The organism is Kordiimonas marina, assembly GCF_023006325.1.
GTDB lineage: Bacteria > Pseudomonadota > Alphaproteobacteria > Sphingomonadales > Kordiimonadaceae > Kordiimonas > Kordiimonas marina.
The window spans coordinates 414,831-437,623 of sequence record NZ_JAINDF010000003.1; the positions used below are offsets into that span (position 1 = coordinate 414,831).

Below are 22,793 nucleotides of genomic sequence, written 5' to 3' on the forward strand. Positions count from 1 at the left end.
CGTGTCCCCTTCCTCAGGCCGTCCAGCCGCCGTCCATGACGAGCGTCGTGCCGGTCGTGAAGGCCGCCGCGTCAGACGCCAGATAGAGCACACCGCCGACCATATCCTGCGGCTTGCCCGCCCGCGGGATCGGAAACTGGCTGGTCACGCCCTCAAGCGCCTTCTCGTTCGCGGTGAAGACCGCCGTCATCTTGGTGTCGATCAGCCCCGGGCAGATGGCGTTCACACGGATACCGTCCTTGCCATATTCGCGGGCATAGGCCTTGGTCATATTGATCATGGCGGCCTTGGTCATCGAATAGATGCCCTGCAGGTGGCCGGGCGTCAGGCCGTTGATGGAGGCAACGTTGACGATGGCGCCGCCGCCCTGCTCCTGCATCATCTTGACAGCTTCGGCGGACAGGTAGAACGGCCCCTTGAGGTTCACCTCAACCGTCTTGTCGAACGCGCCTTCAGGCGTGTCGCCGATGTTGCCATAGAAGGGGTTGGTGCCACCGCAGTTCACCAGCACATCAAGGCGGCCATATTCCGCCTTGATCCAGTCGAACACGGCGTGGACGTCTTCCATCTTGCCCGCGTGGGCGGCTTTGGCCTTGGCGTCACCACCATCCGCGCGGATGCTTTCCGCCACCTTGTCACAGGCTTCCTGGTCGCGGCTGGAAACGATGACCCGTGCGCCATTGGCCGCGAAGCCGCGCACGATGGCCTCACCGATGCCGCGCGAGGAGCCGGAGACAAACACCACCTTGCCGGTGAAATCCATGAGTTTCGTGTAATCCATGTCGCGTCTCCTCAGATCGGGCGGCCGGTGGTCGCCATCTGGTGGCGGCGGAACTTGCGCATTCCACCGACCCAGCGGTCGTAATTCTCGGCCTTATGTTTGAAATAGCCTTCCACCTGCTCGTGCGGGCGGATCATGAATTTGCCTTCCAGCATGGCGGCATAAACGCGGTTCGCGAACTCGGATGCCTTCATCAGGCCGTCAACGGCCGCCGAGCTGTTCTCGGCCCCCGCGGTCATCTTCGATTCCACCGCCTGCGGGCACAAGCAGCCAACATAAATGCCATCATCGCCGTGGGTGATGGCGAGGCTTTCTGCGAACCCAACCGCCGCATGCTTGGTGGTCGAATAGCTGGCGTCGCCAATCTGGCTCAGGAGCCCTGCCGCCGACGCGGTGATCAGGAAACCGCCGGATTTGCGCTCGATCATGCCCGGCAGCACGGCGCGGCACGCCAGCACATGGGCGAGCACGTTCACTTCCCAGATTTTCTGCCACTGGTCGTCCGTGCAGTTGATCACGGTCCAGGTCGGCGCGTCGGAGAAAATGATCCCGGCGTTGGAACAATAAAGGTCAATGGGGCCGTGCGCAGCTTCAAGGTCCGCGACCATGGCATTGACCGAATCCTGCTTGGTGACATCGAGGTTATAGGCCTTGGCGACCGGGCCGATGCCCGCAGCCACCTTCTTGGCGCCTTCAAAATCCAGGTCCGCGACCGCGACCGCCTTGGCACCTTCTGCCGCGAATTTCTCGGCCATGGCTTTGCCGATACCGCTCGCCGCGCCAGTGACGACGACAACCTTGTCTTTCACATCCATCTAAAGCTCCCCTCCCGAATTCGGTGACTTGTTTCGGGGTTCAGGTGTCGAGACGGATGGTCTCCAGAAGCGCCCTGAACCGTTCAGGTAATGAAGTGGGGCGGCGGGTCTTTCTGTCCACATAAACATGCACAAAATGTCCTTCCGCCGCGGGACCGGTCAGCCCGCCGGGGAAAAGACCGATGTCATAGCGCACGCTGGAGCGGCCGATGTGGGAAACGCCGATCCCGGCATGCAGCCTGTCCGGGAAGGCGAGCGGGGCGAAATAGCGGCAACCGGTTTCGACCACCAGCCCGATCAGCTCACCATCGTGAATATCCAGCACGCCGCCTTCGATCAGGAAACGGTTCACCGCCGTATCGAAGAAGCTGTAGTAAACGACGTTATTGACGTGGCCGTAGATGTCATTGTCCATCCAGCGCGTCTCAAGGGGCGTGAAGGTGGGATAGTCGGAAATCGGCCGCGGGTCTTTCTTCTCGCTCATATCGGTTACCACGCTGCTTCATAAATGGCGCGGGCGTCTTCGAGCGTGACCTCCCGCGGGTTATTGACCAGAAGCCGCTGTTGCAGCATCGCGTCCTCCGCCAGCATCGGCAGCGCGTTGTGGCTGATACCCATATCGCGCAAGCGGCGTTCGATGCCCACGGTGTCGGCGATACCGTCGAGCCAGCCGATGAAGGCATCCGACGTGGCATCCAGCCCGACGAGGCCCGCAAGCTCACCATAAAGTCTCCCGGCTTGTGGCTCATTGAAGCGGAGCACGTGCGGCAGCACCAGCGCGTTCGAAAGCCCGTGCGGGATGTGGTAATGCCCGCCGAGCGGATAAGCGAGCGCGTGCACGGCGGCCACCGGCGCATTCGCGAACGCCTGCCCCGCAAGCATGGCGCCGATCAGCATATTGCGCCGGGCTTCCATGTTGGAGCCGTCCTCACACGCGGTGACGATATTCTGGCCGAGCATCAGCAGCGCCTGACGCGCAAGCCCGTCGGAGATCGGGTTTTTCTTGATCTTGCTGGTGTAGGCCTCGATCGCGTGCACCATGGCGTCAATGCCGGTCGCCGCAGTGATATGCTTCGGCAGGCCCGCCGTCAGCGTGGCATCGAGCACCGCGAGGTCCGCGAGCATGACACCGTCGACCACGCCCATCTTGGTGGTCTCCCCGGTGGTGACGATAGCGATCGGTGTGACTTCCGATCCCGTGCCCGCCGTCGTCGGCACCTGCACCAGGGCCAAGCGCCCGCCTTCGATCTGGTCGACGCCGTAAATATCGGACAGGTCCTGCTTGCCGGTCATGAGGACGGCCACAAGCTTGGCCACATCCATCGAGCTGCCGCCACCGAAGCCGATAATCAGGTCGGCTTCATGAACCTTGGCGGCCGCGAGCGCATCGCGCACCACAGCTTCGGACGGGTCGGCCTGAACGCCGTCATAAACCGCATGGGCGAGCCCGGCATCGGCGAGGCCATCGGTGACAGCCGCCACCATACCGAGGCGCACAAGCCCCTCATCCGTCACGATAAAGGGCCGTTTGGCCCCAAAACGTGCCTTCAGGACAACGCCCAAATGGCTGGCGACGCCGTCCTCTACCAGAACCGAGGCGACGCTGTGAAAATTGAAGGCAAACAAGGCTGCTCCCCTACTTTAGCTGGCGTTCAACATTCTTTCTCAGCTTGTCAGTATAGGGCGGAACGATGCCAAGCAAATTGCCGATCGACAATTTCGGGTGCCGGAGCACGGATTTCTGGTGGCTGAACTCAAGGAATCCGTCATAGCCGTGATAGTGGCCCATGCCCGAGTTCCCCACACCGCCGAACGGCAGATTTTCATGCGCACCGTGCCACAGAACATCGTTGACCGTCACACCGCCTGAGGTCGTACGGGTCAGCACTTCGCGTTCCTCTGCCTTGTCCTGGCCGAAATAATAGAGCGCGAGCGGGCGGGGCCGGCCGTTGACATAATCGATGACCTCTTTGGTGCGATCATAGGTGCGCACCGGCAGGATCGGGCCGAAAATCTCTTCCTGCATCACCTTCATATCGTCGGTGGGGTTGAGGATCAGCGCCGACGGCAGCTTGTTGGCCTGGTTCTGGCCACCGAAATCCTCGCTGCCTGGGTTGATGATGCGCACATCGGCGCCCTTTTCCTCGGCGTCCTTGATATAGCCTTCCAGCCGCTCCCGGTGCCGCGCGCTGATGATGGAAGTATATTGGTCATTCGCAAGCATGGTGGGGTACATGCTCTCCACCTTCTTGGTGTAGCGCTTGACGAATTCGTCCTTCCGGCCCGCATCGATGTTCAGGTAATCGGGCGCGAGGCAGATCTGCCCGGCGTTCAGGTGTTTGATGGTGGCGACGCGCTCGACCACGGCATCCAGGTCCGCGCTTTTGCCGACCACAACCGGGCTTTTGCCGCCCAGCTCCAGCGTGACCGGCGTCAGGTTCTCACTCGCCGCGCGCATGATCAGCTTGCCGACGACCGGCGCACCCGTGAACATCAGATGGTCCCACGGCTGGGCCGAGAAAGCCTGGCTGGTTTCCACCGCACCCTGCACCACGGTGACTTCGCTTTCATCGAAATGCTCGGCAACCACCTCGGCAAGGAAGGCCGACGTGCGCGGTGTATGCTCGGACGGCTTGATCACCACCCGGTTGCCCGCCGCCAGCATCTGCGCGAGCGGCACGAACACCATGGTGAGCGGGAAGTTCCACGGCGTGATCAGGCCGATAACGCCCTTGGGCTGCGGCACGACCTCAGCCCTGGCGCCCAGAAGCCCGAGCGGGAACATCAGGCTGCGCTTCGAGGGCTTCATCCATTTATCGACATGCTTAATGGCGTCCTTGAGGGCACCGGCGGAGGCGACCACATCAGCGAACAGCGTGGTCTCGGCCGAACGGTTGCCGAAATCTTCGGAGATCAGGCGGATAAAGTCATCCTTGTGATCGAGAAGAGCGGCGAGCGCGCGGCGGAGCCTGTCCTTGCGCACCTCGGCGGTCACGAATCCCTCAGCCAGATAGGCCTGGCGCTGCTTGTTCAGCTTGCCGGCGATAACCTCAGCCGGCGTTTCAATGCGTTGCATCCCGTCCATTCTCGCTCCCCTTCCATGTCCGGTAACCTTGGGGAAGGACTCTAGAGCGGAATTACTGGACTTCAAAGTCCAAAATGGGATGGGGTCAGGGATAAAGCTCCGCGGTGAGCCAATGCCCGCCATCTTCGGCGATGCGGTAGGTCTTGCGTTCATGCAGGCGGAATTTGCGGTCGCGCCAGAATTCGAAATAGCGCGGCTTCAGCCTGAAACCGGACCAGAAGTCGGGCCGCGGGATGTCGCCGATGCCGAAATGGGCGGTATAGTGGGCGATCTGCGCCTCGAACTCGAACCGGCCTTCCATCTCCTGCGACTGTTTGGACGCCCAGGCGCCGATGCGGCTGGTGCGCGGGCGTGAGGCGAAATATTCATCCGCCTCTTCCTCACTCACCGGCGTCACCGCGCCTTCGATCCTGATCTGACGGCGGAGCGACTTCCAGTGGAACAGAAGCGCCGCGTTGGGGTTTTCAGCGAGCTCACCGCCCTTGCGGCTGCCGAGGTTGGTGTAGAAGACGAACCCGCGGCTGTCCGCGCCCTTGAGGAGCACCATGCGCACGCTGGGGAAGCCGTCCTTGGTCGCGGTCGCCAGCGCCACCGCGGTCGGGTCGTTCAGCTCCTCCGCCTCGGCTTCCTTGAGCCAGGCATCGAAGGTTTCGAAAGGGTCGTCGAAAGCTGCCGTATTGTCGCTCATATCCCGCCTGCTCCTTGAAGTCCGCTCTCACGCGCGCCAGATCTTACGCCGCAGTCCCGCGCATGGTTACGATTTTTTTAATCTTCCACGTCAGAGTTCTGCTATATCAACACTATAGCCATCGGCGATCCCTCGGGTAAGATGGCTTGGTAAGTTTTTCAGTATCTGGTTTCAGGTGTCGAAACAATCCTATGAACGACCTTTATAAGATTCTTGGTGTCGAAAAGAAGGCCTCCCAGGCGGAGGTCAAGAAAGCCTATCGCGAGCTTGCGAAAAAGCTGCACCCGGACCGTAACAAGGATGACGTCAAGGTTGCCGACCGCTTCAAGGAAGTCTCGGCAGCCTACAGCATCCTTGGTGATGAGAAGCAGCGCGCCCGCTATGACCGCGGCGAGATTGACGAATCCGGCGCGGAACGCCCCATGGGCGGCGGCCCGTTCGGCTTCAAAAGCTCACAATCAGCGGGCGGCAGCACCACCTTCGATTTCGACGAAGCCGAAGACCTGTTCACCGACTTTTTCCGCTTCACCGGCCGCCGTCGTGGCACCGCGGGCGGCAAGAAGACCGGCGGCAAGGGCGGCAACCCGTTCAAGGGCTCGGGCCGTGACAAGGGCCTGGATATCAGCTACCAGATCACCATCGGCTTCGAGGAATCGATCACCGGCGGCAAGCGGCGCCTGCACCTGAATGACGGCCGCGATGTCGACATCAAGATCCCCGAAGGCATCAAGAACGGCCAGGTCATCCGGCTTGCGGGCCAAGGCGGCCCCGGGTTCGGCGGCGCACCCAAGGGCGATGCGCTTGTGGAAGTGCGGGTCTCGCCCCACCCCTATTTCAAGCGCGACGGTAACGATATTCACCTTGAGCTGCCGATCTCGCTCGATGAAGCGATCCTCGGCGGCGATATCGATGTCCCGACCCCCAAGGGGCGGCTGACCATCCGTATCCCGAAGAACAGCTCCACCGGTAAGCGGCTCCGGCTCAAGGAAAAGGGCGTCAAGCGCGGTGGCGAGACCGGGCATATGTATGTCAGCCTCAAGGTAATGCTGCCGGAGGAGCGCGACCCCAAGCTGGAGGCGCTCATCAAGGATTGGGCCAAGGGTGACGGGCCGAAACTGCGCCGCAAGGCCGGGCTGAGCTGAGATGGAAGACGGCGCGCTCCCCCCGCCGCTCACGCGGTTTCAGTACCACCGCACGGTCTGGGGCCGCGCCTTCAAGCATTTCATGGATAACGGCGCCATGGTCGCGGCCGGCAACATGGCCTTCCTCGCCATGCTGTCGCTGTTCCCGTTCGTGATCTTCCTCGTCGCGGTTTCCGGCTTCCTGGGCCAGACAGACCGTGGGCTTGAGGCCATCGCCTTCATCATCTCCGTCCTGCCGCCTGAGGTGGGCAATGTGGTTCAGGGGCCGATTTCCGGCATCATCAACAACACAGGCGCCGAGATCCTCACGTTCTCGATCCTGTTCGCGATCTGGACCGCGGCCAACGGCATCGAGGCCGCGCGCGACGTGCTCATCCAGGCGTTCGGGCGCGAACATGCCCGCGCCATGTGGATCAGGCGGCTCGAGAGCCTCGGTATCGTCGTCGTCGGCGCTGTCGCCATGCTGATCGCCATGTCGATCCTCGTCCTCGGCCCCGTGGTTATCAAGGCGGTCACCAGCCTGTTCCCGGATGAGGTCACGGGCGGGATGCTGTCGCTGTGGCGCTACCTCAGCCTGCTGGTGAGCCCGGCGATCATGATGTTCGGGCTTTATGTCATCTACCTGGCGCTCACCCCCCGCAAGGTGAAGAAGCCCTACCGCTTCCCCGGCACCGTCCTCAGCCTCGTCATGCTGATCGCCACCGCGCGCGGGCTCTCGATCTATCTCAAATACGCCAACACCTACGATGTCACCTACGGGTCGCTCGCCGGTGTGGTGGTGCTGCAGCTCTTCTGTTTCCTCGTCAGCCTCGGCTTCGTGCTGGGGGCTGAACTCAATGCCGCCTACACATTCGTGGAAACCCCGCGCAAAAAGACCCTGCCGCCCGCAGAAGCCGTAGCGGAAAGCGCTACCGAGACTTCGACAGAACCCCAAAAAGAATCGCACGAGAAAAATTGACCGGTGCGGCCTTTCGTGTAGGATGCGCCGCACTATTTTGTGCCATATTAGAAAAAGATGAGGGCAATCATGACAAAACTGATGGAAGGGAAACGCGGCCTGATCATGGGCGTCGCCAACGACCGCTCAATGGCTTGGGGTATCGCCAAGGCTTGCGCCGAACAGGGCGCCGAGCTGGCCTTTTCCTATCAGGGCGAAGCACTGGAAAAGCGCGTGCGCCCGCTTGCCCAATCGATCGGCTCCGATTTCATGGTCGAATGCGACGTCTCCAAGGGGGAATCCATCGACGCCCTGTTCGCCACCCTCGGTGAAAAATGGGATAACCTGGACTTTGTCGTCCACGCCATCGGCTATTCGGACAAGACCGAGCTTCGCGGCCGCTATGTCGACACCTCGCTCGACAACTTCCTGATGACCATGAACATTTCCGCCTACAGCTTCGTCGCCGTCGCCCAGCGCGCCGAGAAGATGATGCATAACGGCGGCTCCATGCTGACGCTCAGCTACTATGGCGCCGACAAGGTGATGCCGCACTATAACGTCATGGGTGTCGCCAAAGCCGCGCTGGAGTCCAGCACGCGCTATATGGCGCGGGACCTGGGCGTCCAGAACATCCGCGTCAACTGCATCTCCGCAGGCCCGATGAAGACGCTGGCCGCGTCCGGTGTCGGTGATTTCCGCATGCTCCTGAAATATACCGAGAAGAACGCGCCGCTGCGCCGCAACATCACACTCGATGATGTCGCCGGGGCTGGCCTTTACCTCCTGTCCGACCTGTCGTCGGGCGTGACCGGCGAAGTCCATTTTGTCGATGCGGGCTTCAACACCACCTGTATGCCGACCGACGAAGACGTGATGAGGACCTTCATCTCGCTTCTGGACTAACTCTTTAACTTAACCGGGTAAGTTTATGTCTTATAACACCTTCGGCCGTCTATTCCGTTTCACCACCTGGGGCGAAAGCCACGGGCCGGCGCTCGGCTGTACGGTCGATGGTGTCCCCCCACTGCTGGACCTCAGCGAAGCCGACATTCAGGGGTTCCTCGACAAACGCAAACCCGGCCAGTCCAAATATACCACCCAGCGGCGGGAGCCTGACCTGGTCAAGATCCTGTCCGGCGTTTATGAGGGCAAAACCACCGGCACGCCGGTGCAGCTGATGATCGAGAATACCGACCAGCGCTCGAAGGATTACGGCAATATCGCCGAGACCTTCCGTCCCGGCCACGCCGACTATACCTACACCACCAAATACGGCATCCGCGACCCGCGCGGCGGCGGGCGGTCGAGCGCCCGTGAAACCGCGGCCCGCGTTGCCGCCGGTGCCGTCGCCCGCAAGATTTTGGGGGACGGCATCACCATCCGCGCCGCCATGGTGCAGATGGGCAGCCATAAAATCGACTATGACCGGTTCGATTGGACTGAAGTGAACAATAACCCCTTCTTCTGCCCCGATGCCGTCACCGCCGGGGAATGGGCGACCGAGCTGGATGCCATAAGGAAGGCAGGCAGCTCCATCGGCGCGGTCATTGAAGTCGTGGCCGAAGGCGTCCCCGCAGGCTGGGGCGCCCCGGTGTATGGTAAGCTGGATTCCGACCTCGCCACCGCGATGATGAGCATCAACGCCGTCAAGGCCGTGGAAATCGGCGCAGGCTTCGAAGCCGCGACGCTGTCAGGCGAGGAAAACGCCGACCAGATGGTACCGGGCAAGGACGGCAAGCCCGAGTTTCTCAGTAACAAAGCGGGCGGAATCTTGGGCGGTATCTCCACCGGCCAGCCGGTCGTGTGCCGCTTTGCCGTCAAGCCGACCAGCTCGATCCTGACCCCACGCAAAAGCGTTACCCGCTCGGGCGAGGCCACCGAGGTCATCACCAAGGGCCGCCACGACCCGTGCGTGGGCATCCGCGCCGTGCCGGTGGCCGAGGCCATGATGGCCGCCGTGCTGGCCGACCATATGATGCTGCACCGCGCCCAATGTGGCTGACTGTGTGGCTGACGGGCCACCTGCCCGCGCCTATCCTGTAACCCGCGTATAAGGGAGCCTCGCCGCCATGGCAAAAGCTGCATCCAAACCGACCCACCGCCCGCCGTTCCTGAAGGCGGCCCTTATCGGCCTGACCGTCGGGCTTGTGGGCGCGATGCTGCAGTTCGGCGCCATCCTGCATACATCGGATGAACAGCTGACCTTCAGCGTCGAAAAGCTGCTCGCCAAGGCCTCCGACACCGCCAAGATCGCCATCGCCGCGCCCGCGCTCGGCGTCGGGGACGCGCTTTCAGAAGGCCTGATGCAGGCGGGCTATATTGAGCAGGTCAAGCTGTTGAATGCGGAAGGCAAGCTGATCGCGGGGCGCAAGGCCACGCATGGCGGTACGGAAAAGCGTGCCCGGCTTGAGGCGCTTCTGGACCATCTCGGCTTCGCGCCGCGCACCTATGGCCGCAAGGTCACCATGGCGCCGGACCCCAATGACCCGACCGACAAGGGTGCGACCGGCACGCTGCAGCTGACGGTGGACCGCGCGGGCGCCCTCGCCGCCTCCATGAGCCGCGCCACCGCGATCATGCTGTTGCTGGCCTTCACCGTGGTCGGCGCCGCCGGCACCGCCTCCACCCTCGGCTTCTGGCACACAAGGCGCAAGAAAGAAGCGCTCAAGCGCATGCAAGCGCGCTCCTAAGCAGCATCTGGCCTTCATACCCCATCTGACGTACACTCGCCCCGACATAACCTTGGGGAGGGTCGAATGCTGAAGTGGATTTCCATAACCGTTGGACTGTTGGTGGTCGTCGTGGCTGGGCTGATTGCGGCGGCATGGACGCCGGATATCCCTCAGGATGTGCTCATTAAAAAATACACCACGCCCGCGTCCGCCTTTATCGCCCTGCCCTCCGGCGCCCGCGCGCATTACCGGATCGAAGGCAACCCGCATGGGCCGACGCTGGTGCTGCTGCATGGCTCCAATTCCTCGCTCCAGACGTGGGAGCCCTGGGTGGCTGAGCTCAAGGACGCTTACCGCATCGTCACCGTCGATGAGCCGGGCCACGGCCTCACCGGCCCGGTACCGTCGGACGACTACACCTATGGCGGGCTGGCTGATTTCGTGAAGGAATTCACCGATACGCTTCAGCTGGGGCGCTTCTTCCTCGGTGGTAACTCCATGGGCGGCGGCGTTGCGCTGACCTACGCCACCCGCTATCAGGACAGCTTACGCGGTCTTATCCTCATCGATGCCGCAGGGCTGGCCACGCCCGCGCATACCCGCATCAAGGTCGACCGGCCGCTGGTGTTTGACCTCGCGGGCAGCTGGTATGCCGACTGGATCATCGAACATGTCACGCCGCGTTCGCTGGTCAAGGAAGGGCTGGATAAGGCCTTCGTCGACAAAAGCCGCATCACCGAGAAGATGATCGACCGCTATTGGGAGCTCTCCCGCGCGCCCGGCAACCGGCGGGCCACCGGGCTCCGCTTCGCGTCCTACCGCAAGGGGCCGCCCGATTTGAAGCTGGAGGATATCCATGTGCCCACCCTCATCCTGTGGGGCGCGGAAGACAGGCTGATCCCGGAGGAAAGCGGCGCGGAGATGCACAAGCGCATCGCGGGCAGCGACTTTATCGTCTTCCCCAACGTCGGCCATGTGATGATGGAGGAAACTCCGGCCAGATCCGCCGCCACAGTACGGGCCTTCATCGACCGCATCGCCCCGCCCGCCCCGGCCTTGGGGCGGCACAGCGGGCACTTGGAAAAGACCGGCTGAGGCGCGCTCAGCGCCAGTCAGCGCCCTACCGTTTCCTTGCCTTCGCCGCCCACGCGTGTGGCGACAAAGCCGCAGATAAGGCCGACAACCGCGCCTTCCGCGACCATCCACCAGGGTGAGGACAGCAGGCTGCCTTCCCCATACACTGCCACCATCATGGCGCTGAAACGGTCATGCAGGAACAGGGTGAGGACGAAATTCATCCAGGCCCCGACGGTGAGCGAGCGGAACCACCAGGGCATCGGCAGCTTCAGCACCGGGTGGTAGGTGACAACGCCGAACATGCCGACGACCGCTCCCATCGTGGTGTACCAGCACAGAACGCCAAGCCGGAACATGAGCCCGGTATCGGGGTAGAAGCTCGGCAGGGCGAAAAAGCCGATCAGGCCGACCAGCAGCCCCACCAGCTTGCCGGTGCCGACCCGGAGCATCAGCGACGGTTTCTCGAGCGTGAACATGGGGTATCTCCTTCCCATAAGGTTGATACGGGAAGCAGTGTAACCACAAAGGGGAAACGGGGCCTTGATAGCCGTCAAGCGCTGGGTTTACGCCTGTTTGGTGAACACCCCGACAAGCTCAAGGTGCGGCGACCACAGGAACTGGTCCACCGGCTGCACGCTTGTCAGAACGTAGCCGCCATCGGCCAGCATACGCGCGTCCCGGCTGAAGGTGTTGGGGTTGCACGACACCGCCACCACGCACTTGACGCTGGACTTGGCCAGTTCCGCCACCTGTTCCTTGGCCCCCGCGCGCGGCGGGTCGAACACCACGGCCTCGAACGCTTCCAGCTCCTTCGCGGTCAGCGGACGGCGGTATAGGTCCCGGTGGAGCGGGACAACCTGCTTGAGGTCCGTTGCCATATTGGCGCCCGACGACAGGGCATCGAGCGCGGCCTTGGCGCCTTCAACCGTCAGCACCTGATGCTCCCGCGCAAGCGGGAAGGTAAAGGTGCCGATACCGGAAAACAGGTCGGCGACGCGCTTATAGCCCTTGCAGGCGTTCGTCACCGCCGCAACGAGCGCGGCCTCGCCCTCATCCGTCGCCTGAATGAAGGACGCGGGCGGCAGCGGCACATGAATGCCGGACAGGGTCATCGCTGGCGCGCGGCGGATGGCAACGGGGTCAAGGAATCCCTGATCCTGCCAGTGGAGCGCGCCGACATCATGGGCGTCCGCGAACGCCACCAGCCGTTCCCGCGCGGCGAGATCGAGCGCCATCGAGGCCTCGATCAGCAGGTCGACGCCCGTGGCCGTCAGCGTCATATGCACGGTGGCGTGCATGGCTTGCTCGAGCGTCGCGTCGAGAACCTCGCGGATCGGGTCAAACAGCGCGGTCAGCTCCGGCCGGGCGACCGGGCATGCCGTCACATCCACCAGCCGGTGGCTTTGGCGTTCGTTGAAGCCGAGCAGCACGCCGGAGACGGTTTTGAGCGCCTTGAGCGCAAGGCGGCGGCGCGACCCCTTCGGGCTGATCACCGGGTCGAGCACCAGGTCGGCCGAAAACCCATGATGGGCCAGCGCCATGGCGGCGCGGTCCTTGACCCAGGCGGCATAAACGTCCGGCTTCAGGAACTGGAGCTGACAGCCGCCACAGGTACCGAAATGGGCGCACGCGGGCTCGGCCCGGTCCGGGCTCGGGGTTTTGACCTCTACAAGCTCGGCCGAAATGCCGTTGCGGTTCTTGGCTTTGACCTCGGCCACCACCACATCGCCGGGCGCGGTGAAGGGGACAAACACCGGCGTGCCGTCCGCGAGGCTACCGACGCCGTCACCCTGGGCGCCGAGGCTGTCGATCGTTACCTCAAGCCGTTCAGCCGCTGCCTGCTTAGCCCCTGAGTGCTTAGCCAATGGTTTTCTCCCCATAGATCAGGAATTCAATATTGCCTTCCGGCCCCTTGATCGGGCTTTCGGTGATGCCGACGGCGTGCCAGCCTTCAAGGCCGTCAAGCCAGGCGCGGATATCCTCGCACACGGCTTCATGGAGCGCCGGGTCCCGGACCACGCCGCCCTTGCCGACATTCTCCCGCCCCACTTCGAACTGCGGCTTGATAAGCGCTGCCAGCGCCCCGCCCGGCTTCACCAGCGCGAGCGCTGCGGGCAGCACGGTCTTGAGCGAGATAAAGCTGGCGTCACACACCACAAGGTCGATGGGGTCCGGGATATCCTCAGCGGTCAGGTAGCGCGCGTTGGTTTTTTCCATCACCACCACCCGGTCATCCTGCCGGAGCTTCCAGGCGAGCTGGCCGGTGCCGACATCGACCGCATAGACCTTTTTGGCGCCATTGGTCAGCGCCACGTCGGTGAAGCCGCCGGTCGACGAGCCGACGTCGATTACTGTTGCACCTGCGACAGTAATCGGGAAGGTCTGCAACGCTTTTTCGAGCTTGAGGCCGCCGCGGCTGACCCAGGGGTGATCCTTGCCCCTGACTTCGAGCGGCTGGTCTTCCTTAATCTGCTGACCGGCCTTCAAGATCTTGGTTTCCTTGGAGAAAACCTTGCCCGCCATGATGAGCGCCTGCGCTTTCGCACGGCTTTCGACGAGCCCGCGGTCAACGAGCGCTACATCTGCCCGGATTTTCTGTGCCATCCCGCCCTACTCTAATTTCGGCCCAGCCTCAGACTTGCACGGCGGATTTATCATCGCCCGCTTCGTCCGCCTGGCCGACGTCGTTATGGCCCAGCGCCTTGAGGGCGGCCGCGACGATGCCGTCAGCGTTAAGTCCTGCTTCGGCATACATTTTTTCGGGCTTGTCGTGATCCTGGAACACGTCCGGCAGCTTGAGCGCACGGACCTTGAGGGTGCCGTCGAGGATGCCTTCACCGGCCATGAAGTCCATCACATGGGCGCCAAAGCCGCCGATGGAACCTTCCTCGATCGTCAACACCAGCTCGTGCGTCGCCGCCAAGTCGCGGATCATCTGATGATCAATAGGCTTGGCGAAACGGGCATCCGCGACAGTTGTCGACAGCCCCCGCGCTTCCAGCTCATCCGCGGCTTTGAGGGCCTCACCGAGGCGCGCACCGAGCGACAGGATCGCGATTTTATTGCCCTTACGGACGATACGGCCCTTGCCGATTTCCAGCACTTCGCCGGTCTCCGGCAGCGCAACACCAAGGCCTTCGCCGCGCGGATAGCGGACGGCGGACGGCCTGTCGTCAATCGAGGCGGCGGTCGCCACCATATGCATGAGCTCAGCCTCATCGGCTGCGGCCATCACCACCATGTTCGGCAGGCTGGCAAGGTAAGTAACGTCAAAACTGCCCGCGTGGGTCGGGCCATCCGCGCCGACAAGCCCGGCACGGTCGATCGCGAAACGGACCGGCAGCTTCTGCACCGCCACATCATGCACCACCTGGTCATAGGCGCGCTGCAGGAAGGTGGAATAGATGGCGCAGAACGGCTTGTAGCCTTCCGCAGCAAGGCCCGCCGCGAAGGTCACCGCGTGTTGCTCGGCGATGCCGACATCGAAAGTGCGGTCAGGATAGGCTTGACCGAACTTGTCGAGCCCGGTGCCGGAAGGCATCGCCGCCGTGATCGCCAGGATTTTTTCATCGCGGGCAGCCTCAGCGATCAGGCTTTGCGCGAAAATATTGGTGTAGGTTGGCGCCGACGGCGTCGATTTCTTCCGTTCACCAGTCACCAGGTTGAACTGGGGCACGGCGTGATATTTATCCTGGCTCGGTTCGCCGAACGGATGACCGTGGCCCTTTTCCGTCACCACATGAACGAGGATCGGGCCGTCGATGGCATCGCGCACGTTCTCCAGAACCGGCAGCAGATGTTCCATATTATGGCCGTCGATCGGGCCAACATAATAGAAGCCCAGTTCGTCAAACAGCGTGCCACCGCCTGCCGCGATACCACGGGCATATTCCTCGGCCTGGCGCGCGCGGTCAGCCAGCGGCCTGGGCAGCATGTTGATCATCTTCTTGCCGAAGTCCCGGATGCTCAGGAACGTGCGGGAGCTGACGATCTTGGCCAGGTAGGCGCTCAAGGCCCCAACAGCGGGCGCGATCGACATGTCGTTGTCATTGAGGATAACAATCAGCCGGTTGCCGGCCTGTTCGGCGTTGTTCATGGCTTCATAGGCCATGCCCGCGCTCATGGCGCCGTCGCCGATGACGGCAATGGCCTTGCCCGGGTTATCGTCCAGCTTGTTGGCGACCGCCATGCCGAGCGCCGCCGAGATCGACGTCGAGCTGTGGCCCGCGCCAAACGGGTCATAATCGCTTTCGCTGCGCTTGGTAAAGGGTGACAGCCCGCCGCCCTGGCGGATAGACCGGATACGGTCCCGCCTGCCGGTCAGAATCTTGTGCGGATAGGCCTGGTGACCGACGTCCCAGATGAGCCGGTCCTTGGGCGTATTGAAGACATAATGGAGCGCGACGGTGAGTTCGACTACACCGAGCCCTGCCCCGAAGTGACCACCGGTAACCGAAACCGCGCTGATCATCTCTGCGCGCAACTCATCGGCAAGTTGCTGAAGTTTATCCTTCGGCAACTTCCTGAGATCTTCCGGGGTATCAACCTGGTCCAACAGGGGCGTTTCAGGGCGTACGCTCAACTTCTTATCCTTCTTCACACGCCTATTATAGCTTCATCCGGCACTTTTGCGCCATCAAAGCGCATCATCGATGAACGTCAGGCGCGGCGGCTTATAGCAAAATGCGCCGCGGCACGCAAAAGAGAAGCACGTTCGTCGAACATGCTTAGATGCGCGATTGCCTGCTCCGTCAGCATTTCGGCCTGCTGACGCGCGCGTTCAACCCCCATGAGGCTGACAAGCGTGGCTTTGCCGGCGCCGGCATCCTTGCCCGTCGCCTTGCCGACCTCATCCTCGTCACCCTCAACATCCAGAAGGTCATCGGCGATCTGGAACGCGAGGCCGAGGTCGCGGGCATAGCCCATCAGCGCCGCGCGGGCCTGCTTGCTGGCATGGCCCATAACAGCACCGGATTCGACCGAGAAGCTGATCAGCGCGCCGGTTTTCATCTGCTGAAGCCGGTGGATGCGGTTTTCGTCCATCTCAAGCTCATGGGCGCGCAGGTCAATCATCTGACCGCCGACCATGCCGTGGTGGCCTGAGGCATGGGCGAGCTTGCGGACAAGCTCCAGCCGCACCGACGGGTCGCCGTGGGTTTCTTCCGCACCAAGGATTTCAAACGCCAGCGACATCAGGGCATCCCCCGCCAGAATGGCCGTCGCTTCATCGAAGGCTTTGTGAACCGTGGGCTTGCCGCGGCGCATGTCGTCGTCATCCATCGCCGGCAGGTCATCATGGATCAGCGAATAGCAGTGCACGCATTCGATCGCCGCCGCCACACGCAGGGCATGGACGCGCTCAACATCGAAAAGTTCGGCACTGGCAAGCACCAGGAACGGCCTGAGGCGCTTACCGCCTGAGAAGACCGAATAGCGCATGGCTTCGACAACACGGGATTCAGCCCCGTCCGGGATCGCCAGGATAGGATCGAGGACACGTTCAACGGCCGTCGAGGTGGCGGCGAGAGCTTCCTGTAATGGGCCCGTAATCACGGCTGCTGCCTTATTCAACATCGAACGGAACGGTGTCCTTTGCGGCACCGGTTTCATCAAGGGTAATTTTTTCGATCTTGGCCTGGGCGTCCTTGAGCTTGGCTTCGCAGTGCGCCTTCAAGGCAGTGCCACGGGTATAAAGCTCGATCGACTGTTCAAGCGATGCATTGCCGGATTCGAGCCGGGCAACCACTTGTTCCAGCGCCGCCATGGCTTCTTCGAAGCTCATCTGAGCCAAATCCTGCGCCCCGCCCTTTGCGTCGCTCATAAAACCTTCCTCAATTCGCTAAACCCTGCCCACTTGGGAGCCAGGCCCCATATCTTCATCTTTCAGCCGAGTTATAGGACGGGCTTTTCAGCGACGCAAAGGTTATCGGCACTGGAAGCGGTCAATCAAAGTCATTGAGTGACCTCAAGGGCACACCCTTGAGCGTCATCACCGCTTTCATGATGTCAGTCGATGCAATGTCCCCCTTGGCGCTGAAGCGGTTGACCTCGCCATCGAAGCGGCGCTCAGCCAGCCCGACGGATTCCAGAAGATGCAGGTGCGCGACCGCTTCGCCGAGCGCCATGAAGAAATCGAAGCCGGTAATTTTGCGGCGGAACAGCGCCGGGAAGGTCTCGACCGGGGTGCGTTCTTCTTCCTCAAGCCAGGCATGCAGCGTGTTGAGTTTGCGCAAGTGGCTGTCGATCAGCGCCTGCACGCGGGCACCGAGCCCGGTGAACACGGGGCCATGAGACGGCAGCACCAGCGGGTCACCCGGGACCTGTTTGATCCGCTCCAGGCTCGCAAGCCAATGGGACAGCGGGTTGGCGAGCGGTTCACGCGCATAGACCGACACGTTGGAGGTAATTTGCGGCAAGACTTGGTCGCCCGAGATGAACAAGGGCTCATCGAGGCACATCAGGCAGGCATGTTCCGGCGAATGACCGCGGCCCATGACCGTACGCCAGCGCCTGCCGCCGATCATGATCTCGCTGCCGTCCTCCAGCCTGTGGAAGGCGGTCGGCAGTTGGTAGACACCTTTTTTATAGTTGCCGAAGCCCGCGCTCTTGATCATGTCCTCATACTGGCGGTCGACACCGGCCTCGAACAGAAAATCCAGCTCGGACTGCGGGAAGTCGGCGCTCGCGCTCATCCACAGGGTGTTCGCGAGCAGATATTCGGTCTGGCTGATATAGAACTCGGCCTTGTGCCGTTCGGTCAGCCAGCCAGCGAGGCCCAGGTGGTCCGGGTGCATGTGGGTCGCGATCACACGGCTGATCGGCTTGCCGCCGAGGGTGGATTCCTCAAGCGCTTCCCAGGCCGAGCGGCCGCTATTGCCGTTCGAGCCGGTATCAATAACCGTCCAGCTGTCGCCTTCGTCAAACAGATAGACGTTGATATGGTCCAGCGACCACGGCAGTGGCATCCGCGCCCAGAGGATACCCTGGGCAACCTCGATCACCGAGCCTTCATGCGGGACCTTGTGAAACGGGAACACGAGCCCGTCATCGGCGTCCCGCACCTTGCCGGCGCGGTGGTCGGCCAGGTTGGCGTCCTCAGGAATTTTATCCTCAGGGCCTTTGCCTGCGGGCGTTTTTTGGTCTGCCATGGTCCCTCTCATACTCTTTTCACTGGGGCTTGCGCCCGTGTTGGCCATACGGACCTGGGGTCATGCCCGGGCGAAGGCCTCCTCGTCAAGGGCCATCAGATGATGCGCCCCCGCCTTAATAGGAGCTAGAAGGGCTGTGGCCTGAGGCAACAATTGTTCAACAAAAAACTGCGCCGTGGTGATTTTGGCCTTGAGGAACGTGGGGTTACCCTCGCCCGCCTTGAGCCGCTTTTCAGCCTCCACCGCTTGGACGGTCAGCAGATAGCCGCCAAGCACGGTGCCGAACAGCCTGAGATACGGCGTTGCCGCCGCCGCGGTGTCGACAATGCCCTCGAACCCGTTGGCGACCAGCGCCTCAGCCGCGGAGGACAATGCGTCCACGCCCAGGGACAGGCCGGCCTTGCTGGCAGCCATGACACCATCCAGCCCGTCGGTGAAGGCGCGCATTTCGCCGATCAGCGTGCGCCAATGGTCACCGCCGTCCATATTGAGTTTGCGGCCAACGAGGTCGAGCGCCTGGATACCGTTGGTACCTTCATAGATCGGCGCGATCCGGCTGTCGCGGTAATGCTGGGCGACGCCGGTTTCCTCGATGAAGCCCATGCCGCCATGGACTTGCACGGCGAGCGACGCGGCCTCAACACCGATGTCGGTCGAATAAGCCTTGGAAATCGGGGTCAAGAGGTCAGCTTCACCCTGAGCATAGCGGCGATCGTCATCCTCCGTCGCGGTGTGCGCCCGGTCGGAAGCCCAGACATTGCGGTAGATGATGGCGCGTGCAGCTTCCGTGGTCGCGCGGATGGTCATCAGCATCCGGCGTACGTCCGGATGGTGGATGATGGTCACGGCCTCGCGGCTTTTACCGCCGATGTCGGCCGATTGCACCCGGTCCCGCGCATAAGAAACCGCCTGCTGATAGGCGCGTTCAGCCACCGCGACACCCTGAAGCCCGACACCGATCCGGGCATGGTTCATCATGGTGAACATGTTGCGCATGCCCTGGTTTTCTTCACCGACGATATAGCCGACGCATTTGCCTTCGTCGCCGAAGCTCATCACACAGGTGGGACTGGCGTGGATGCCGAGCTTGTGCTCCAGGCTGACGACACGCACATCGTTGCGGTCCCCAAGGGAGCCGCCTTCATTCACATGATATTTGGGGACGAGGAACATGCTGATGCCCTTGGTGCCCGTGGGCGCACCGGGCAGGCGCGCAAGCACGAGGTGGATCACGTTCTCACACAGGTCATGATCCCCCCAAGTGATGAAAATCTTTTGCCCTGTAACAAGATAGCTGCCATCGGCCTGCTTCTCGGCCTTGGCGCGCAGCGCCCCGACATCCGAGCCCGCCGACGGTTCGGTCAGGTTCATCGCACCCGACCAGGTACCGTCGATCATCTTGGGCAGATACATCTCACGCTGGGCATCGGTGCCGTGGGCACGGATCGCCTCAATCGCCCCACTGGTCAGGAGCGGCATCAGGCTATAGGCCATGTTAGCCGAGGTGATCATTTCGGTGACGGCAATCGACAGCGTGGCCGGAAGCCCCTGCCCGCCAAGGTCCGGGGCCGCCGACAGGGTCGGCCAACCGCCTTCGACATAGGCCTGGTGCATGGGCTTGAATTCGTCAGGCGTGACGACGCCTGCGTCCGTCAGGACTGCGCCTTTCTCATCCCCGATCTTGTTGGTGGGGGCGATCACGTCGCCCGCAAGTTTGCCCGCTTCCTCAAGCACCGCATAGGCCAAGTCCTCACTGGCTTCTTCAAAGCCCGGACACGCGGTCCAGTCCTTCAAGCCCCCGACCGTTTCCAGTTGAAAGCGGATGTCTTCCAGAGGTGCGCGATACTCACTCATGTCCCAAAATCCCGAATATTCGTTAAAACCTACGCTTGATCCACCAGCAAAACCATTGCGTCCGGTCCGCCGCTGGCCTATCAGCTAATGACGTTGCAACCTTATGTTCGTTATAATGCCTTTGTCCCTCGAGGGAATTTTGTGCATGGCAGCATTTAAAACACAAGTCGTTTCTGCCCATGAAGATGGCGCTATTTCCGCCGCTGTCCAGCAGTTGGATGCCGGAAATTTGGTCGCCGTGCCCACCGAAACGGTCTATGGGCTGGCCGCGGATGCCTGCACCGATGCTGCAGTGCAAAAGATTTATCAGGCCAAGGGACGGCCGTCCTACAACCCGCTGATCTGCCATGTGGCGGATGCGGCCATGGCGGAACGCTATGTCGCCGTAACGGCAGGAGCGAAACAGTTGATGGAGGCTTTCTGGCCCGGGCCGCTCACGCTGGTGCTGGACCGCCTGCCCGGAAGCGGCATTGCTGCCTCCGTCACAGCCGGGCTCGACACGCTCGCCGTGCGCGCGCCGAAGCATCCCACCACCCATAAAATTATCGAAACTTTAGGCCGCCCGGTTGCTGCCCCGAGCGCAAATCCGTCCGGTAAATTGTCCCCCACCAGTGCCGAAGACGTGCTTGAAGGGCTCGCAGGCAAGCTGCCACTGATTCTCGATGGCGGCCGGTCCGATGTCGGGATTGAATCGACCATTGTCGGCGTGAAGGGGGATAAATACTATCTGCTTCGCCCCGGCAGCATCACCCCGGACGATATCACCGAAGCGACCGGCGCCCCGGTTTATGACCGGGACGACACCAAGATCACCGCGCCCGGCCAGCTCCTGAGCCACTATGCCCCGAACGCGCCTGTGCGGCTGAATGCCACCGAGAAACAGGCAGGCGAAATCCTCATCGGCTTCGGGGATATTGCTGGTGACATCAGCCTCAGCACTTCTGGCGATACCTTAGAAGCTGCCCACAACCTATTTGAAATATTGAGAAAAGCCGATACCATGGGCGCGGGCACTATTGCCGTCGCCCCCATCCCGGATGCCGGCGTCGGCATCGCGCTCAATGACCGGCTGCGCCGCGCCGCCGCCCCGAGGGAAGCCGCATGATAGACCGCGCGCATATCGATGTTCTCATTGAGCTGGCGGGGGCTGGCGGCTCCACCACCGACCCGGCGGAGATCGCGCCGCACCTGCATGAATGGCGCGATAAATTCAACGGCAGGACGCCGCTGATGCTGATGCCCTCGGACACCGAAACGCTATCCCGCCTCGTCAGCTATTGCCACAAACACCGGATCGCCATCGTGCCCCAGGGCGGCAATACCGGGCTGGTTGGCGGCGGCATCCCCGGCCTTGAAGGCCGTGATGAGGTGCTTGTCAGCCTCAAGCGCATGACCCGCATCCTCGATGTCGACGCACAGGATTTCTCCATCACCGCCGAAGCAGGCGCCCCGGTCGCCACGCTGCAGGCCGCCGCCGCGGACGCCGACCGGCTGTTTCCGCTCTCTCTCGCGTCCGAAGGCAGCTGCACCGTGGGCGGCGTGATCTCCACCAACGCAGGCGGCGTGCATGTGCTGCGCTACGGCACCACCCGCGCGCTCCTGATGGGGCTTGAGGCCGTCCTGCCCACAGGTGCTGTGGTAAACAGCCTGTCGTCGCTCAGGAAAGACAATACGGGCTATAACCTCGCCCAATTGCTGGCCGGGGCCGAAGGCACGCTCGGCATCGTCACCAAGGCGACCTTCAGGCTCTATCCGCCGGAAAGACAGAAACACACCTGCTGGCTGGCGGTTGAAAGCCCAGCCGCCGCGCTCAGCCTCCTCGCCTCGCTCCGCGAAGCCACGGGGGACCGGGTCTCGGCCTTTGAGCTGATGCCCAGGGTCGGGCTTGAGATGGTGTTCCGCCATATCCCGAACACGCGCGACCCGCTTACCGCCCCCTACCCCTGGTATGTGCTGACCGATGTGGCGACCAGCCGCGAGGACCCGGGCCTCGCCGCCGCGCTCGACGCCTGGCTCGAAGCCCGGCTCGAGGACGGCGCGATCCTCGACGGCGCCATCGCTGGCACGGTCGCGCAAGCGCAGGATTTCTGGCGGGTGCGCGAAAGCATGTCGGAAGCCCAGAAGCATGAAGGCGGCAGCATCAAGCATGATGTCTCCGTCCCTGTCTCCCGGGTGCCTGCATTCCTCACCCGCGCCACCGAAGCGATTGAGCAGACCTACCCTGGCGCCCGCGTTACCCCGTTCGGGCACCTGGGCGACGGCAATATCCATTTCAACGTCATGCAGCCGAAAGACGGCGACAAGCAGGCCTTTCTGAATGAATGGGAGGGCATGAACCGCCTGGTGCATGACATCGTCACCGATATGAAAGGCTCCATTTCAGCCGAACATGGCATCGGCACCTTGAAGCGCGGGGAGCTCGCCCGCCTCAAGGGCCAGCATGACCTTGACGCCATGCGTGCGATCAAGGCCGCCCTGGACCCGCATAATATCATGAACCCCGGCGCCCTGTTTGGCTGAGGCAAACGCTTGCTGCCCTCCGCCCACAATTCGGGCGTGACAGAACCGCCTTCATGCCTATAGTGGTCGCC

Annotated in this window: 22 protein-coding genes; 8 read left to right on the forward strand and 14 right to left on the reverse strand. The window is 62.4% G+C overall.

Annotated elements, in window-relative coordinates:
* Window positions 1-13: 13 nt before the first annotated feature.
* The 6 genes from K6118_RS08375 to pdxH form a co-directional block, all read right to left on the reverse strand.
* A complete protein-coding gene (locus tag K6118_RS08375; protein WP_247119791.1) occupies window positions 14-781 on the reverse strand; it encodes a glucose 1-dehydrogenase in 768 nt (255 codons plus the stop codon).
* A gap of 11 nt (window positions 782-792) precedes the next feature.
* On the reverse strand, window positions 793-1,596 hold the full coding sequence (locus K6118_RS08380; RefSeq protein WP_247119792.1) for an SDR family oxidoreductase: 804 nt from the start codon (window positions 1,594-1,596) through the stop codon (window positions 793-795).
* A gap of 40 nt (window positions 1,597-1,636) precedes the next feature.
* Entirely contained in the window at window positions 1,637-2,080 is a 444-nt protein-coding gene (locus tag K6118_RS08385; protein WP_247119793.1) for an acyl-CoA thioesterase, read from the reverse strand.
* A gap of 5 nt (window positions 2,081-2,085) precedes the next feature.
* A complete protein-coding gene (locus tag K6118_RS08390) occupies window positions 2,086-3,222 on the reverse strand; it encodes an iron-containing alcohol dehydrogenase (RefSeq protein WP_247119794.1) in 1,137 nt (378 codons plus the stop codon).
* A 10-nt stretch (window positions 3,223-3,232) separates the two neighbouring features.
* The gene (locus tag K6118_RS08395) at window positions 3,233-4,681 is read right to left on the reverse strand and encodes a coniferyl aldehyde dehydrogenase (RefSeq protein ID WP_247119795.1); all 1,449 of its coding nucleotides are present in this window, start codon (window positions 4,679-4,681) and stop codon (window positions 3,233-3,235) included.
* 85 nt (window positions 4,682-4,766) lie between these two features.
* On the reverse strand, window positions 4,767-5,369 hold the full coding sequence (pdxH, locus tag K6118_RS08400; protein WP_247119796.1) for a pyridoxamine 5'-phosphate oxidase: 603 nt from the start codon (window positions 5,367-5,369) through the stop codon (window positions 4,767-4,769).
* Between the two features lie 191 nt (window positions 5,370-5,560).
* On the opposite strand from pdxH, the gene K6118_RS08405 reads away from it, so the two are divergent.
* The 6 genes from K6118_RS08405 to K6118_RS08430 all read left to right on the forward strand — a co-directional run bounded on the left by K6118_RS08405 (window position 5,561) and on the right by K6118_RS08430 (window position 11,218).
* Entirely contained in the window at window positions 5,561-6,511 is a 951-nt protein-coding gene (locus K6118_RS08405; protein ID WP_247119797.1) for a DnaJ C-terminal domain-containing protein, read from the forward strand.
* 1 nt (window position 6,512) lies between these two features.
* Entirely contained in the window at window positions 6,513-7,469 is a 957-nt protein-coding gene (locus tag K6118_RS08410) for a YihY/virulence factor BrkB family protein (protein WP_247119798.1), read from the forward strand.
* A 69-nt stretch (window positions 7,470-7,538) separates the two neighbouring features.
* Window positions 7,539-8,354 (forward strand): enoyl-ACP reductase FabI, encoded by an 816-nt coding sequence (locus K6118_RS08415; RefSeq protein WP_247119799.1) that lies wholly within the window; start codon window positions 7,539-7,541, stop codon window positions 8,352-8,354.
* 25 nt (window positions 8,355-8,379) lie between these two features.
* Window positions 8,380-9,453 carry a chorismate synthase gene (gene aroC / locus K6118_RS08420; RefSeq protein ID WP_247119800.1) on the forward strand — a complete coding sequence of 358 codons (1,074 nt, stop codon included), beginning with the start codon at window positions 8,380-8,382 and terminating at the stop codon, window positions 9,451-9,453.
* A 67-nt stretch (window positions 9,454-9,520) separates the two neighbouring features.
* Window positions 9,521-10,141, forward strand: a complete 621-nt coding sequence (locus tag K6118_RS08425; RefSeq protein WP_247119801.1) for a hypothetical protein — start codon at window positions 9,521-9,523, stop codon at window positions 10,139-10,141.
* 66 nt (window positions 10,142-10,207) lie between these two features.
* Entirely contained in the window at window positions 10,208-11,218 is a 1,011-nt protein-coding gene (locus tag K6118_RS08430) for an alpha/beta fold hydrolase (RefSeq protein WP_247119802.1), read from the forward strand.
* Between the two features lie 17 nt (window positions 11,219-11,235).
* Here K6118_RS08430 and K6118_RS08435 read toward each other — a convergent pair whose 3' ends face one another.
* The 8 genes from K6118_RS08435 to K6118_RS08470 form a co-directional block, all read right to left on the reverse strand.
* Entirely contained in the window at window positions 11,236-11,676 is a 441-nt protein-coding gene (locus tag K6118_RS08435; RefSeq protein WP_247119803.1) for a hypothetical protein, read from the reverse strand.
* Window positions 11,677-11,763: 87 nt separating this feature from the next.
* Window positions 11,764-13,065 carry a 23S rRNA (uracil(1939)-C(5))-methyltransferase RlmD gene (gene rlmD / locus K6118_RS08440; RefSeq protein ID WP_247119804.1) on the reverse strand — a complete coding sequence of 434 codons (1,302 nt, stop codon included), beginning with the start codon at window positions 13,063-13,065 and terminating at the stop codon, window positions 11,764-11,766.
* Entirely contained in the window at window positions 13,058-13,804 is a 747-nt protein-coding gene (locus tag K6118_RS08445; protein WP_247119806.1) for a TlyA family RNA methyltransferase, read from the reverse strand. The genes rlmD and K6118_RS08445 overlap by 8 nt, the downstream gene beginning before the upstream one ends.
* A gap of 28 nt (window positions 13,805-13,832) precedes the next feature.
* Window positions 13,833-15,782 carry a 1-deoxy-D-xylulose-5-phosphate synthase gene (gene dxs, locus K6118_RS08450; protein WP_247119808.1) on the reverse strand — a complete coding sequence of 650 codons (1,950 nt, stop codon included), beginning with the start codon at window positions 15,780-15,782 and terminating at the stop codon, window positions 13,833-13,835.
* A 77-nt stretch (window positions 15,783-15,859) separates the two neighbouring features.
* Window positions 15,860-16,774 carry a polyprenyl synthetase family protein gene (locus tag K6118_RS08455; RefSeq protein WP_343269922.1) on the reverse strand — a complete coding sequence of 305 codons (915 nt, stop codon included), beginning with the start codon at window positions 16,772-16,774 and terminating at the stop codon, window positions 15,860-15,862.
* Window positions 16,764-17,021: an exodeoxyribonuclease VII small subunit gene (locus K6118_RS08460; RefSeq protein ID WP_247119812.1), complete on the reverse strand. Its 258-nt coding sequence runs from the start codon at window positions 17,019-17,021 to the stop codon at window positions 16,764-16,766. The genes K6118_RS08455 and K6118_RS08460 overlap by 11 nt, the downstream gene beginning before the upstream one ends.
* Before the next feature lie 121 nt (window positions 17,022-17,142).
* Complete coding sequence (locus K6118_RS08465) at window positions 17,143-18,348, reverse strand: MBL fold metallo-hydrolase (RefSeq protein WP_247119814.1); 1,206 nt, start codon at window positions 18,346-18,348, stop codon at window positions 17,143-17,145.
* Between the two features lie 60 nt (window positions 18,349-18,408).
* Window positions 18,409-20,202: an acyl-CoA dehydrogenase gene (locus tag K6118_RS08470; RefSeq protein ID WP_247119816.1), complete on the reverse strand. Its 1,794-nt coding sequence runs from the start codon at window positions 20,200-20,202 to the stop codon at window positions 18,409-18,411.
* A gap of 145 nt (window positions 20,203-20,347) precedes the next feature.
* On the opposite strand from K6118_RS08470, the gene K6118_RS08475 reads away from it, so the two are divergent.
* Both K6118_RS08475 and K6118_RS08480 read left to right on the forward strand, forming a co-directional pair.
* Complete coding sequence (locus tag K6118_RS08475) at window positions 20,348-21,307, forward strand: L-threonylcarbamoyladenylate synthase (RefSeq protein WP_247119818.1); 960 nt, start codon at window positions 20,348-20,350, stop codon at window positions 21,305-21,307.
* Entirely contained in the window at window positions 21,304-22,722 is a 1,419-nt protein-coding gene (locus K6118_RS08480) for an FAD-binding oxidoreductase (protein WP_247119819.1), read from the forward strand. The genes K6118_RS08475 and K6118_RS08480 overlap by 4 nt, the downstream gene beginning before the upstream one ends.
* Window positions 22,723-22,793 lie beyond the last annotated feature (71 nt).